10 protein-coding genes are annotated in these 14,348 nt (G+C 70.4%); 6 read left to right on the top strand and 4 right to left on the bottom strand.

Annotation, left to right across the window (positions count from 1 at the left end; translation table 11 throughout):
* Nucleotides 1-31: 31 nt before the first annotated feature.
* Nucleotides 32-1,258, bottom strand: coding sequence for a phosphodiester glycosidase family protein (locus tag J5Y04_RS16605; RefSeq protein ID WP_209412795.1), 1,227 nt, complete (start codon nt 1,256-1,258; stop codon nt 32-34).
* Between the two features lie 207 nt (nt 1,259-1,465).
* Nucleotides 1,466-5,581: a hypothetical protein gene (locus J5Y04_RS16600; protein ID WP_209412794.1), complete on the bottom strand. Its 4,116-nt coding sequence runs from the start codon at nt 5,579-5,581 to the stop codon at nt 1,466-1,468.
* Nucleotides 5,582-6,036: 455 nt separating this feature from the next.
* Between J5Y04_RS16600 and J5Y04_RS16595 the strand changes: the two genes are divergently transcribed.
* Together J5Y04_RS16595 and J5Y04_RS16590 are read left to right on the top strand one after the other, a co-directional pair.
* Nucleotides 6,037-6,282: a hypothetical protein gene (locus J5Y04_RS16595; RefSeq protein WP_209412793.1), complete on the top strand. Its 246-nt coding sequence runs from the start codon at nt 6,037-6,039 to the stop codon at nt 6,280-6,282.
* A 323-nt stretch (nt 6,283-6,605) separates the two neighbouring features.
* The gene (locus tag J5Y04_RS16590) at nt 6,606-6,911 is read left to right on the top strand and encodes a hypothetical protein (RefSeq protein WP_209412792.1); all 306 of its coding nucleotides are present in this window, start codon (nt 6,606-6,608) and stop codon (nt 6,909-6,911) included.
* 393 nt (nt 6,912-7,304) lie between these two features.
* Here the strand turns inward: J5Y04_RS16590 and J5Y04_RS43540 are convergent, their stop codons facing one another.
* Nucleotides 7,305-9,887 carry a tetratricopeptide repeat protein gene (locus J5Y04_RS43540; protein WP_209412791.1) on the bottom strand — a complete coding sequence of 861 codons (2,583 nt, stop codon included), beginning with the start codon at nt 9,885-9,887 and terminating at the stop codon, nt 7,305-7,307.
* A gap of 970 nt (nt 9,888-10,857) precedes the next feature.
* Here J5Y04_RS43540 and J5Y04_RS16580 point away from each other — a divergent pair.
* From J5Y04_RS16580 to J5Y04_RS16565, 4 genes are all read left to right on the top strand, one after another.
* A complete protein-coding gene (locus tag J5Y04_RS16580; RefSeq protein WP_209412790.1) occupies nt 10,858-11,286 on the top strand; it encodes a hypothetical protein in 429 nt (142 codons plus the stop codon).
* 5 nt (nt 11,287-11,291) lie between these two features.
* Nucleotides 11,292-12,926: an alpha/beta hydrolase gene (locus tag J5Y04_RS16575; protein ID WP_209412789.1), complete on the top strand. Its 1,635-nt coding sequence runs from the start codon at nt 11,292-11,294 to the stop codon at nt 12,924-12,926.
* Nucleotides 12,927-13,012: 86 nt separating this feature from the next.
* Complete coding sequence (locus J5Y04_RS16570; protein WP_209412788.1) at nt 13,013-13,420, top strand: hypothetical protein; 408 nt, start codon at nt 13,013-13,015, stop codon at nt 13,418-13,420.
* Nucleotides 13,421-13,793: 373 nt separating this feature from the next.
* The gene (locus J5Y04_RS16565) at nt 13,794-14,033 is read left to right on the top strand and encodes a hypothetical protein (protein WP_148647487.1); all 240 of its coding nucleotides are present in this window, start codon (nt 13,794-13,796) and stop codon (nt 14,031-14,033) included.
* Between the two features lie 144 nt (nt 14,034-14,177).
* On the opposite strand, the gene J5Y04_RS16560 is transcribed toward J5Y04_RS16565, so the two are convergent.
* Entirely contained in the window at nt 14,178-14,324 is a 147-nt protein-coding gene (locus tag J5Y04_RS16560; RefSeq protein ID WP_209412787.1) for a hypothetical protein, read from the bottom strand.
* Between the last annotated feature and the right edge of the window lie 24 nt (nt 14,325-14,348).

The following is a 14,348-nucleotide window of genomic DNA, read 5'->3' as shown; positions in this document are numbered from 1 at the left end:
ACGGCTGCATGGTGGCCCCGGCGAGCCGCCGTCAGCGACGCGCCGAGAAGACCGCGATGCCGTTGGGAACCGGTCTTTCCTGGTCGTGGTGGAGGTTGTTGCGGACGACGGCACGGCCGGTGGCGGGGGCCCGGGTGGCGATGGTGGCGGACCCTCCGCCGTCCAGATAGGAGGCCTCGGCGCAGCCCAGGGAGTGGAGGACACCAGCCAGTGCGCCGAGAGTGAGTCCGCTGGAGGTGCCGACGCGCCCGTCGGTGGAGAGCAGCCACAGGGTGTGCCCGCCGTGGCCGATGCCGATGGCCGTGCGGGGTTCGGCGGTGACGTCGTCCAGGCCCGGCAGAAGACGGTGGTCGCGGATCAGCGGGTAGGCGCCGAGGGCGAAGGCGAACGGCACCGGGCTGCCGGAGGCGAGGCGGTAGTCGACCGCGGCGGGGGTGCCCGGAGCCAGTCCGCGCAGGGCGCGGGCGCCGGCTTCGCGGCCGAGCAGAACAGTGGTGTCCGGGTCGATGGGGCCGGTGCCCGGTGCGTCGGAGACCGTCGCGATGCGGCCGTGGCGGACGGTCACCTCGTAGGTGTCGCCGGTGCAGGGGGCGGCCCGATCGTCGTCGGTCCCGCACGCGGCGCGTGCGCGGGAGACCTCTCCCCACTGGGAGGTGAAGGCCCCGATCGAGTCGACGGGCAGGGCGTACTGGTTGAGGCCGCCCAGCACCAGTTCACTCTGTGGGGTGCGGATGTGACCGTGCAGCACCAGACGGTCCATCCGTGCCCTGCCGTCCACCCCCACACCGAACACGTCCTCATCGGTGCCACCGAGCGGCCTCGTCCGGCCGAAACGCTGCCCCTCGGGCACTGCGCCCTTCAGGGGCCGGCCGTTCAGGACCGACGGGCCGGAGGCGGCACCGGTCGCCTGGACGCCGGGGTGCTCCTCGGTGATGTTGAAGAAGTCGCCGTTGATCGCAGCGGCGGCCCCGGCCTCCTCCCCCATCCGGGAGACCGTCTTCCGGGCAGCGACCGCGCCCGGGTAGAGCAGGTCGGCGACCACCCCCGGACGCTCCAGATCCGCCGTCACCACGTGTACCCGGGCGCTTCCCTGTGGGGTGGGGACGGTGAACGCCTCGTAGACCACACCGGGCGCCACCTGCTCGCGCACCACGGCGGAACCGGCCGGGGCGGCGACGGCCGGGTGGGCCGTGGAACCCGACCCCAGGGCCACCGGGACCAGGGCCAAAGCAGCGGCGGCGCTCGTGACAGACCTCATGAAGTCACTATGTGCGGCACCGGCCGGCATTCTGGCGCAGGCACGGCAACCGACCGTCAGGAAAGCACCCCCGGCACCCCCTCCGGCAACCCGGGTTTCAGGGCATCGGCCCGGCACGCACCCGCCACCGCCTTCGCCGTCTCCCCCAGGGCGACCTGCGGCGCTACGACGTCGCACCTGCGATGACCGAGGCGGCGGACAACGACATCAGGAAGCGGGGTTGACCACCGGGATTCGCTCGGCTCGTTCCGGGTCGAGGATTGCGGGCCACCGGCGTTCCGCGATCGGGGCGCGGCGGTGGCGGATGGCGGCGTCCCGGAGGCCGGCGAGCGCTTCGTCGCGGTAGGGGCTGGTGATGAGCGCGGACTCGGCAATGGCGTGCAGATCGTCGTCGCGGCGGTGGGCGGCTCCGAGGTCGAGGGTCTTCTGCAGCACGGCCAGGGGGCCGTTGGCGAGTCCGGCCAGCAGGGTGTTCCACTGCTGCGTGTCGCTGTGCAGCGCGAGGTGGGTCAGCGGTTGCTGCCACTTCCACGCGATTCTGGTGACGTGGTGCGGATCGGGGTCCGCACCGGAGGTCCGGGCGGTGCGTTCGGCGACCATGACGGTCACCTCGACTGCGGCGGCCGGGTCGACCCGGCACAGGCGCTCGGTGAGGAAGCCCGCCCCGCAGTCGTGGATGTCGGCGGTGGTCTTCGCCCGCTTCACCTCGGCGCGTGCGGCTTCCAGCGCCGCGCCGACCTGCTCCGCGCTGTCCAGCGGAGCGTAGCGGCAGTGCAGGAAGGAGCGCAGCGCCGTGATGGTGGCGGCCTGTTCCGCGAAGACGGCGGCGGCGTTTGCCAGGGCGGCGTCGAGACGGTCCCACTGCGGATCCCCGCCCGGGCCGATGTCGGCGGTGGTGTGGGGGTGGTTCCAGTGCCGGAGGACAACGGCAGCGCTGGGCCACCGCTTCACGCCGAGGCCCTGGGCGAGTTCCGCCTGCCGTGCCAGGGTCGGGCGTGGGGCTGCGCCCAGGCGTACCAGGTCGCCCCAGAGCCGCAATGCCGCGCTCTTGGCGTTGGTGTCGGGGCAGGGCAGGGTTTTGTCCCAGAGGTCGGAGCACCACTGGGCCAGGTCGGCGCCGTAGCGGGTGAGGACTGCCGTCGTGCGCGGGGAGTCGACTCTGTCCGGCCGGTCGGCGGCGGCCTTGGCCACGGCGGCCAGCCAGGGCATCGCGGCGGGCGGGATCTTGTGGCGCAGGGCCATGTCGATCAGGGTGTTGTCGCTTGTCGCGAAGTCGGCGAGCGCGGCGTTGATGACCTTGTTGGCCGTGTTCCGTCCCGTCGTGTGCCACGGGGTGCCGCCGAGGTACGGGGGCCAGGAGTTGGTGCCTGCGACGAGTTGGTCGTGGCGTGCCTTCTCGAGTTCCCACCAGCGTTCCAGGGCGGCGAACGCCTGGTGGTCCCCGGCGGTTGCGAGGGGGACGAGGAGTCGGGTGGCGCTGGTCGGGGCGAGCCAGAAGGCATCCCGGCGCGGGCCGGCCCACGGCCGGCCGCCACGGCGGGTGGCGGGCCGGTCGGTTTGCGACCACGGCACCAGACGTGCTGCGTGGGAGGGGGCGAGCCGGGACAGGCCCGAGATGGCGAACCGCGCCGCTGAGAGGGGCCGGCACGGCGGCATGCGGGTGGCCTCGGCGAAGCCGGCGAGATGCCGGGTGCACCACTGCTCGGCTGCGGCCGTGCCCTGGTGGGGTTCGGCGGACGCGGCGGGGGCGAGGAGGGGCGGCAGAAGGGCGCGGGCGACCTGGTCGAGGCGGTCGGAGCCGTCGCACAGCTGGACGGCTTCGTCGAGGAGACGGAGGACCTGTCCGGGTTCGGCGGTGCGCAGTTGGTCACCGAGCCGGGTGAGTACGCCGCGCAGGCGCGGTGGCGGTCCGCCGAAGGGGGAGGTGCCTTCGGCGGCCAGGGACCGCAGCACGTTCAGCGGATCCTGGCCGGTGGCGGCGGTCTCGTACCAGTAGGCTTCCAGGATCTGCCGGCCGTCCTTGGTGGCGGCCCCGTCCGCGGCCTGGTCGGCAGGATTGGTGCCGGGCCCCGGATGTGCTGCGGTTTCGGCGGCGGCGCGCATCAGCTCCTGCCAGGGCTGTTGCCACCGCCTGCGGTGGATCGCGGGGATGCACTGCGCCACGTAGTTGCGGGAGCGGTGGCGTTCGGCGAGGGCGAGGAGTTCTCGCATCCGGGCGAGTGCCCATGCGGCACGGTGGTCGGCGAGGACGTCCACGAGGCGGGCGGCGAGGTTGCCGTGGCTGGTCGCGGTGTTGGCGTCCAGGCGTACCAGCCACGACCACAGGCATCGCTCGCCGCCGCAGCCTGCGGGCGCCGGCGCGCCGGCCTCGACGGGCCGCTCCAGGCAGACCTGGCGGTCGTCGCACAGGCCGCGCAGCAATGACCAGACCGTCTTGGCGGCTTCGCTGCCGACGCCACTGAAGCGGCACAGCACCTCCAGCACTTTGGGGCGCAGCCGTGGGTGACGATGGAGGGTCGCCGCCAGGCTGTCGGTGACGGATTCCGGCCTGGGGTGCAGGCGGGTGGGCAGGATGGCGAGCAGTTCCTCGGCCATGGCCTGCGGCGCGGTCTCGCGGAGATAGGTATGGACTTTCTCGCGGGCGTAGGGGTAGAGGCCGGGCAGGAGTGCGTAGGCGCGTACGGCGATGACCTGCAGGTCAACGTCCGTGCTGTGCAGGAGCCGCAGGAGCAGGTCCGTGGCTTCGTCCTGGGCGGGTCCGTCGGAGCGTGCGCCTTGGACGATCGCCTGCTCGGCGACCGTGGCGCGCAGGTAGTCGTCGGGGTGGTCGATCAGGTGGGCTTCCAGTGACCGGTAGTAGGAGAGTCCGGCTTCGTCCGCGAGGCGTGCCACGCAGCGGCCGGCGGCGTACTCGTACAGGGTCTGGTGGAAGAACTGGACGAAGCCGGTCCGGTCCGGGGTCACGGTTGTGGTGCGGGTGAGGACGCCGCGGTCTTCCAGGCGGGCGATCTGCTCGGTGCTGTCGCCGGCGGGGGTGGGGGTGGCTGCAGGCATCCGGCTGGTCAGTTCGTGGGCGGGCAGGGCCACGACGCCGTCGTGGAGCATCAGGCGGGCGCCGGCCTGGGCCGGCCAGGACAGGTCGGTGGTGTCGGCGCAGGCGTCGTGCGCTCCGTGGCGCAGGTCCTGGACGACGCGGCGCTGCCAGTAGGTGTCGTAGACCAGGGTGGTGTCGAGTTCCCGGGTGTCCATACCCCTGTCGTAGACCTGGAGCAGCATCCGCAGGGTCAGGGGCCGGGCCACGACCTCCCGCACCGGCAGTCCTCGTACTGCGGCGTGAAGCAGTGACCGGGCAGTGTCGGCGTGGAGGTCGTCCGACAGGTAATGGCGGCAGTAGGTGGCGACGGCTCGTTGGGCCTCGCCGTCGAAGCGGAAGTCCTCGACCCGGGTGGAGTCCTCGTAGGGAGCCGTACCGAGGATGTCCTGCAACCGGGTCTTGTCGCGGGTACGGCAGGTCATGGCCAGCGGCACGCCCGTGCTCTGGCAGATCTCGACGACCTGCTGCAGGCGGCTTCGCCCGTCCTCGGAGTGGAGGAGCAGGTCGGCGCTGTCGAGCAGCACGACCCGGCCGCGCCGCACCTGGTGCTGGCTGGTGTCGCCGACGAGGGCTTCCACGAGCCGCGCGCCGGAGTGCGGTTCGAGGAGGTCTTCGCCGCGCAGCAGGCGGGGGGAGAGTTCGGCTCCGTGGCGCCGTTGCGTCGAGGGCGGGGCGGTGGGCGCAGCGGTGGCGGTGGGCGCAGCGGTCGGCGCGGTCGAGGCCCTGCGGCCCCGCAGGGCGGTCGCCAGGTACCACAGCATGCTGGTCTTGCCGGTGCCCGCCTCACCGAGAACGACCTGGATCGGCTGCCGCGGCCGAGTGTCGGCAGCCTGCTCCTCGATCCGCCTTGCAAGCGCCTCCTCGTGGCCGCGGACCACGTACAGGTCGGACAGTGACGCGCCGTCGGGGCCTTCGGGGCTGCGGATCTGCTCCAGCGCCCTGTCGCTCGCGGCTCTCAGGTACTCCTGGTGGCTGCGGCCGCCGTCGCCGGCCGGCCGGTCCGTGGGCGGGTGGTCGGCCAGGAGTCGGTCCGCTCCCTCGATCCAGGTGCGCGGCAGCACGCGCCGGCGGTCGCCGACGGCGAGGACCGCGTGCAGGACCCGTTGCCGGTCGCGGGTGAGCGGTTCTCCGGCGTCCAGGTCCCTGCGCAGGGTCTGGAAGGTCTGTGCCGTGAGCACCCGGATCCGGTCGGGCGAGGCACCCGTGCCCTGCCGGCGGTCGTGTTCCATCTGGGCGGCGATCTCCCGGCGCAGCCGCTCCCATACGTGTTGGTCCGTGCGGTCGGCGAGCCGGTCACCGGGGGCGGCCCGTCTGGCCGGCGAGGGATGGGACCGGTCGTACAGTCGCGCCAACGACCGGTGCAGGAGCTCCGCCGGGCTGGCCGGGGCCTGCGGCCCCGACCGGTCTCCGCCCTGCCGCCGCTGATGTCCCGTCATGCCGCAGCGTCCCCGTTCCTCAGAGCTCCCGGCACACAGCCTAGGACACCCGAGGCGCTCCGGGTGACCGATGAACGAGACCTTGCGCGAGTTACGAAGTCGCGGCCCTGACCTGCGGGTTCATCGCGCCCGGAGCATCTTCCTCGCGCGAGTTACGGCTGTGGCCGGGCCGCGCGCAGTTTGGAGTCTCACGCCGGCACAGCCCGGGGTGCGGGCCCGCACCTCACCGAACCCTTGGTGAGGTCCGCATGAAGCAGTTCCTGTCGTTCCTGATCCACCACATCCGCGCCGTCCTGTGCGCTTCCGGCGCGGAGGAAGCTCTCCGGCTGGTGGCCGAGTGGTGCTCGTGGCACCCCTCGCCGCCGGTCGCCTTCGCCGGTCGGCTGATCATCGACCTGGTCGCCGGCGAGGCCGTGCGGCTCCGGGTCCGTCTGCTCGTCCGGATCGGTTGGACACGTCTTCGGGCGGCCACGACCCGGGCCCGGCGCCGGTAGCGGCCCTCGTCCTGGTGCCGGGGTGTTCCGGCAGGCCGTCAGGCCTCCCGGAACACCCCGGCACCGCGCCCGGCGTTGCCCGGCGTTCCGCCCTCGGCAGAGCGCTGATCGTCGTGGCGCTCGCGACGGCTACGCCGCAAGAGGCCAGACCTGCCCGCCTGGCCGGACACCTGCGATTGCGCTTGGAGGGGAGGCCTCCCATTCCCTCGTAGCCGGCCCGCCAGCGCTCGGATCAGCATGACGCATGGGGTTTGGTAAATCGCGCTGACAGTACAGGAGTTCAACTTCTTTGATGCCCTCGACCGAAGTGACATCATCTCTGCATGACTGACGACAATGTGGTCCCCTGCGACGATTACAGCAACTGCCCACATGGTGAGGATGTGGACTGTGAGACCTCGTTCGAGGTGACACTGCCCGGCGACCGACGGCGTTGGTACGTACAAGAGCACAACCTGCTGGTCGACGATGGCGGCGGATTCGAGATGGACGTCGACTTCCTCCGCGAGAGTCCATGGTGGCTGGCAGACAGGCGGATCGTGAACCGAATGCCCAGAAAGGTGCTGGAAGAGATCGCTGCGGGCGTTGGACAGAAGGCAGATCGAGAGCACCGCAGGCAACGGTCGTGACCAACTCTCCGTTATGGTCGGCGAGTGGCCGATCCGATCACGGCGCATAAACGTGAGGTCCGGAGCGGGAAACCCCGTGTCTGCAGAACAGCGCCGCCCTCGACTCGTCCAGGCGCACACACGGCTGACACCAGCGTGCTGACCGAACCGAAGGCCCGCTCGACTTTGTCCCCGCGTACCGAAGGGCGGGGCATCGTCTTTTCGGCTCGTGCGGGCTCCCTCCACGCAGGAAGGGGCTCAGATCGTCGGGGGTGATCACAGGGTCGATCGGGGCCTGCGGGTGGGATCCGGCGGCGGGACCTGGGCGAGGCGCTGTTGGAGGGCCTCGCAGTAGCCGCGATTGGGCAGCCCGAGGCACAGGCCGGACGGGCATGCCCGCTGACTGACAGTGTGTCAACATGCTGCGGCAACCGGGGAAGGGCTGTAGGCGGCGAGGACTGCGGCAGTCACGGGGTCACCGCAGTCGGCCAAACGTCGGCGGAGGGCTTTGGCCCGCCGCAGGTGTCCGGCGTGTTCGAGGTCGAGCATCACCAGGAGCGTTGCGTCAGGGTCTCCGCTGTCGACCGCCTGGCGGAGCAGCGCGCGGCGCTCGTCCGCGTCGGTTTCGTCGGCGATTGCGGCAAAGGCGACGGCGGCGAGCGGATCGCCGGCTCGCGCGGCAGCGCTGAGTACGTTCTTGGCCTCTTGGGTCTCTCCCAGTTCTTTGAGCGCGAGGCCGAGGTGGAGGCCTGCGTCGGTCGCGCCCGTGTTCACGGCGTGGCGCAGGTGTGGTGCGGCGTGGTGCCAGCGCTGCTCGGCCGCCAGGTGGCGTCCCAGGTAGTAGTGCGCGATGGACAGGCCTGCTTCAAGGGCTTGCCGGTAGGCGTGCTCGGCCTGGATCGGCTGGTCGTTGTCAGCGTGGAGGTTGCCGAGGTTGATCCAGGCTCGGGCGTCACCATGCTCAATCAGCTGCTGGTAGACCTTCAGGGCTTCGTCGGTGCGGCACAGGCGTTTGAGGAGGTTGGCGAGGTTCAGCTGTGCTTCGTGGTCGCCCAGGTCGGTGGCCTCACGAAGTGCCGCTTCTGCGGCACGAGTCTTCCCGGTGTCGGCGAGGAGCCGGCCCAGGTTCGCAAGGGCGTCCCGGTCGTCGGCGGAGGCGGCCCGTTTGTAGGCGTCGATGGCCTGCCGGGTCTTGCCGCGGTCGGCGAGCAGGACGCCCAGGTTGAACCAGGCGTCGCGGGCCCCGGCCTGGGCGGCACGCTGGTAGACGCGTTCGGCTTCATCGAGGTGTCCGCGCTGGGCCAGGATTTGTGCCAGGTCGGCGAGGCTGTCCGTGTCGCCGAGCGCGTGGGCTTCGCGGCATGTCGTCTCGGCTTCGTCCAGGCGATCGAGCTCGGTCAGGGACACTGCGGTGAGTCGCCGCGCAAAGGCGTCCGCGGGATCGGTGTGTTCGCTCAGAAACTGGAGAGCCTCCTCACAGCGGTCGTCTTGGATCAGGGTTGCGGCCTGGTGCCACAGCACTGAGGTGAGACCGGCCTCGCGCAGGATCCGCCACAACCTGGTGGCGATCGACGGCTGTTCACGCTGCGCGTTGGACGCCACGGTCCAGGCTGTTCTCGCGTCGTGAGCACCGCCGAGCGCTTCGAACCACACGAGCGGGTGGACGGATTCCGCGGGCTGTGCCGGGGCCTCGCCGAGAAGACCCGCGAAGGGGCGCCGCGCCCCGCCCGCGGCGGGCTGAAGCAGGCCCGTCATTCCGACCCGGCTGTCGTCGGCCCAGGCGAAGGCCTCCTCCAGCGGTTCGGGGCGCAACAGGTCACCGCCGGCATCGGCAAGGTAGTAGCGATGTGTCCGGGTGAGCAGGTCGTCTGGCAGCGGGCCTCGTAGGCCGGTGCGGGCCAGGTCGAGGGCGCCGCGGACGAGGGCGGCTCCTCTGGGGTTGCCGCCGATACGCCAGGCCGCTTGCCATCTTGCCCGCAGTGCGGGACCGGCCGCAAGGAACTCGCTGACCCCCCTGCGGATGCACTGCTCGGCTGCGGACCGGACGCGCGGATCCGAGGTGATCCGGGCTCGCTGCATCTCGGCCTGGCTCCAGGCCCGGTCGACGAAGACGACCGAGGCCTGGTCCATGACCGCAGTGGAGAGCACCGCGTCGGCGTTCCCACCAGCTGTGCGGTGGGAAGCGGTCAGTGGTGGCAGGTGCTGGACATGGACGGTGGCGAGGACCGGAATGCGGTAGCGCCGTAGTTCGGCGATGTCGAGGCCCTGCAGTCGATCGTGCTGTTCGAGGCCGTCCAGCCACAGAAGGCGGGGCGCGGGGCAGTGCATCACGGCGGTGATCGCCGTCTGCAAGCCGCCCATGGGGACCTGGCACACGAGGTGGTCGGGCAGAGCGCGACGGGCGGCCTCGAGAGCGAGGCGGGACTTCCCGCACGCGGTGTCACCGGTGACCAGCACCATGCCTCCCTGGGTGCGGGCCTGCGCCAGCAGGTCGGTGAGCCGCTGGTCGAGGTCTCGCGGCACGTAGGCGGGCAGGGTGTTGCCACCGTACTCCCAGCTGGGGCGCACGCCCGCAGCCAGCGCGTCGAGCTCCGCCACAGTGGGCCACGACCGCCAGGCCCCCGGTGCGGGGTGGTGCCCTTCGCCCGTGCCCGCTCGCCAGTCCTGCCAGTGACTCGCGGCCGACAAGTGGTTCTGCTTCCAGCTCTCGAGCAACTCCACCGGGTAGGCGTCGGCATCCGCCCCGTCGATCACCTTGTGGTGCGGCGCGCAAAGCAGGAGGAGGTTATCGGGGCCGTCCAACTGTTCAGGGGGCCAGGAGGAATCGCTGCGCCTGCCTCCCGGGCGCCGCGCGCGGATGTGCGCGATCTCCGCATCGAGGACCGGCTTCCCATTCACCCGCATGGTCAGGGGATGGCCGCAGCCCGGCCAGTGGCACTGCGCGCCAATCAGCTCCAGGAGCTCACCTTCGGTGAGCCTCTGGCTCCACCTCGCCACCCGGCAACCTCCCACTCCCCCGCGCCAACCACGTCGCCGACGCTACCCGGCAGCGCGCAGTCAGATTCCTGACCCGATTGTTCCGATCGACCGGCCATCGTCCTTGCCAGTAATCCAGCAATGTCCCATCGGCCGACGAGCACCAGCTGAGCGATTCTGAACACCTGCCCGCCTGACCGTTAGCAACCGTCGCAGGGGCGTGAGTGGTCGGCCGACTGCCGCGTCTATCGATCCTTCCGTGCAGGGTCCGGCCTCCGGCCCGCCCCATGGTCAACGCGATGACCGGACTCTGTGCCCAGGCCGACCCCGGAGGCACCCTCACCCAGAGCGCACCTGCGACCGCAGCGCTCGGCCAGACCTGGACCCTCGTCCCGGTCGGGATCGACGTACGGATCAGGAACGGCGGGACCGGCCGCCGCCTCGGCACTGGCGGCAGCAGGCCGACGGTGCCCCGCTCGTCCAGGAGAACTGCGCCAACGCGAACGCCGGCCAGGTATGGACCCTCCAGGACGACGGCATAGTGGTCAACACGGCCAGCGGCCTGCTGATCGGCCTCAAGCACTGACCCAAGGCCGACCACCCCGGGGACGGCGACCAGCTGACGCAGAGCCGGGACTACTACGACAGCCAGGCCTTCCGCTGGCAACAGCGCCCGCTGGAGGCGTGACCGAGCCGGAGGCACGAACGGGTTGGCCCGGAGGCGGTTGCAATACGGGGCACCGCTGGGCGCCGCCGCCTGCCGCCCGCCGGAACCCGGTCGAAGCACCCGACCCGCTGGTCAGGAGTCATCCGCCGTGCGAACCGAGTCGCCGTCCCGCTCGGGGCAGGCGAACGCGTGGAGATCCGCTGACCGATGTGCCGCACTCCGTGCCGGACTCCCACCTTCCCGCAACCCGACGTCACCAACTGGACACTGCTCGCATACTGACGATAATCAAAAGATCACACTTTGACCCACGGGGGGGAAACCGTGCCAAGTCCCGATGCGCAGCCCGCTTTCGACGTCAACCCGTCAGCACTGGAGGGTTGCGGACGAACCGCCCAGCACCTGGGCGGCCAGATACCGCTCGAGACGGCGAAGATCACCGAGCCCAGCGACCAGGCCGCGTCGACGCTCCAGGGCTGGCTCACCGGGCCCGCGATCCACAACTGCGCCGCCGGCTGGAAGGCGTTGCTGGACAAGCTCGCCGGCGAGATGGGCAGCGCCGGCACCAAGCTCACGACCGCTGCCGCCACCTACCGACAGAACGAGCAGAACGTGTCGGTGTCCATGAACGGCGTCACTGGTACCAGCACCTATCGGCCTCCGGCGAATGACCCGTTCAACACCGTCCTCACCAGTGACCTGTCCCCCGCCGCCGAGGCCCGCCGAGCCGCCGGCGCAGGAAAGGCACAGTGAATCCGATGGACATCGCCACCCTCAAGAACGCCAACATCAACAACATCACCACGGCGAAGAGCGCCTACGACACCCTCATCACCGCGTTCGGACAACACGTCGAGTCCTGGCAGCACGAGGTCGTCGACCGGCTCGGCCTGTCGGTGTGGACCGGAAGCAGCGCAGACAGCGCCGGGGCCGAGTTCACGGCGATCACCACCAAGCTGCGGAACGCCAAGCAGGAACTCTCCTTCGTCAGCCGTGCCCTCGCCGACGCCGCCGAAGGCTTCGCAGCCGCCCAGGCACACCTGATCAGCGCTCTGGACGACGCCAGGACAGGGAAGTTCACCGTCGCCGCGGACGGCACCCTCAGCTGGGACAACGAGCCCAGTTCCGCGAACTACGCCGGTGACAAGGCCGAGGAGACCGCCAAGGAGATCAGCCGACGGATCACCGCCGCCCTCAACGAGGCCGCCCACGCCGACTCGGAGATCGAACAGCGCCTCAGCCACCTCTCCTACAACGCGACCAGCGGCACCGGGCTGGACTCGGCCACCGTCAAGAAGGACCAGGACGCGGTCGCCGCCCGCGACGTGGTACCCCCGGTCGGGACCGACCCCGACGCCGCGAAGCGCTGGTGGGACAGCCTCACCGAAGCCCAGCAGCAGCGCTTCATCCTCAACCACCCCGACCAGGTCGGCAACCTCGACGGCATCCCGGTCGTCGCCCGCGACCATGCCAACCGGATCAACCTCGCACGGAGCAAGCAGGACCTCCAACTCCAGCTCAACCACCTGGGGCCCGAGCCCAAGCAGTTCAACGGATGGGTCAAGGGAGAGCCGGTCCCGAACCCCGACTACAACGAATGGCACCGCAAGCAGAAGGACCTGCAGGAGAAGATCGACTCGATCGATGGCATCGAAAGCCGGCTGACGGGCGCCAATCTGAAGATGCGCGGCGCGCCGGCCTTCCTGTTGGGCTTCGACACCAAGGGCAAGGGCCGGGCGATCATCTCCGTCAACAACCCCGACACCGCCGACAACGTCGTGACCTTCGTCCCCGGCACCTCCTCCCGATTCGCCACGGCCAACGGCGACGTGGACAAGGCGGACGAGATGGTGAAGGCCGCCAAGGAATCGGACCCCGGCAGCCCCAAGACAACGGCCGCCATCGCCTGGGTCGGCTACGACGCGCCCCAGAACGTGTACACCGAAGCGGGGTCCGACTCGTACGCCGAGAACGCCAAGAACGACCTGGCACGGTTCCAGACCGCCCTGCGCACGACCCACGAGGGCAACCCCTCGCACAACACCCTCATGGGCCACAGCTACGGAACCGTCGTCGTCGGCTTCACCATGCGCGAGCACAACCTGCCCGTGGACGATGTGATCCTGGTCGGCAGCCCCGGCGTCGGCGTCAACCACGCCAAGGACCTGAACATCGACCCGTCCCACGTCTACGTCGCCCGGGGTAGTGAGGACACGATGATCAAAAACGTGGCGAGCACCAGCCTGGCCTTCGGGCTGGACCCCGTGGACAACGACTTCGGGGCCCAACACCTCCCGGCCGGCAGTACCGATCACTCGCACTACTGGCTGCCGGGCAGCGTCTCCGTCAAGGCGTTCGGCGCCGTGATCGCAGGCAACGGGATCGGTCAGTGAGGCGACACCGGACGATCGCGGCAATGCTGGCCGCCGGAGTGCTGTTGACGATCACAGCGTGCGGCAAGGACTCCGATGCCCCGACCATGACACAGTCCCAGGCGAAGCAGCAGACCGCGGACTACGCGGGGCAGGCCATCACCGACCTGCCCCAACCGGTCACCACGGCCAGCGAGCGGGAGAACGGCACCAACTGCTTCAAGAACGACGCCCCCTCGGAGTACGACGGCCGGGTCGTCGAGATCACCGAGAAGCGGCTCTCCGGCATCCCGGCGGACCGTCAGGCCGAATACGTCGAACACCTCCGGGCCCGAATCGAGTCCATGGGATTCCAGCGGGACGACTCCGGAGCGCTGCGCACCTCCGCCCACTTCACCAACCCGACCAACAAGTTCACCAGCTCCATCGACGGCATCGGCAGTTCGTACGGGACGCTCGTCATCGGCTTCAGCTCCCCCTGCGTGTGGCCCAACGGCACCAAACCCCCGCACTGAGCCGCCCCCGCCCGGCCCCTCGCGCCACACCCACGCGAGGGGCCGAACCGGGCAGACTGCTGCAGTCCGAGCAAGAACTCGCCGGCCGCGGGCCCGAACCGACTGCCGTGACCCGATCGTCATCGTCCAGTAGCGAATCCTGCCAGCCCGGTGGGGACGGACACAGACGTCCCAGTTTTCCCGTCGCGACATGCCGCCGCCACACGACCTGACGGGCGCCGACCGCTCTTTGCCGGCACTGCTTGGACTGCCCCGCAGGACCAGAAGAGGCCTTCGCCCGGCGACGCCACCCGCTCAGCCCTATGGCAAGACGTGCCGGTTTGGGTAGACATGGTCCGCTTGTGCCACGACGACCGAAGGAGCTGGGCGCGCCATGGAAAAGGACCAACTGGCCCATCTGGAGCAGCGGATTCACCACCTGATCACGGTGACCAAGTCTGTGACCAACGACCCTCACGAGGAGCTGCTCAAGATCATCCACCGACCGGGCTGGACGACGCCGGCCGAGGTGGCCCTGGTGACGAACGCGGTCGACCATCTGATCAAGCAGACCGAGGCCCTGAACGCAGCCCGCCAGGGGCTCATCGAGGGCGCCCGCTCCGTCGGCGGCTGACGGCGGGTTCCCGTCGGCCCAGGCGGCCCGTGCGGGCAGAACTCGCCTGGAGCACCGCGTCCGGGGACCGGAGCCGGTCCTCGGACGCGGTGCTCCAGGCGTTGGGGTCTGGTGCTGCCGTGGGTCGGCTGCCGGCCGGTCCGGTCAGCCCTGGCAGCTGGCCGGCCGGAAGTGCCGGACCTGGTTGTTGCCGGTCGCGTTGGCCCAGCAGTCCGTGGGGTGGCCGCCCTTGCCGTCGGGGATGTCGAGGTAGCCGACGAAGTCGTCGACCGACGCCCAGTCGGGTAACAAGGCTCCTCAGCCGATCACCGACCC

Source organism: Kitasatospora sp. RG8 (assembly GCF_017813315.1).
GTDB lineage: Bacteria > Actinomycetota > Actinomycetes > Streptomycetales > Streptomycetaceae > Kitasatospora.
Note: the sequence above shows the minus strand (reverse complement) of the source record. Positions and strands in the feature narration are given on the sequence as shown.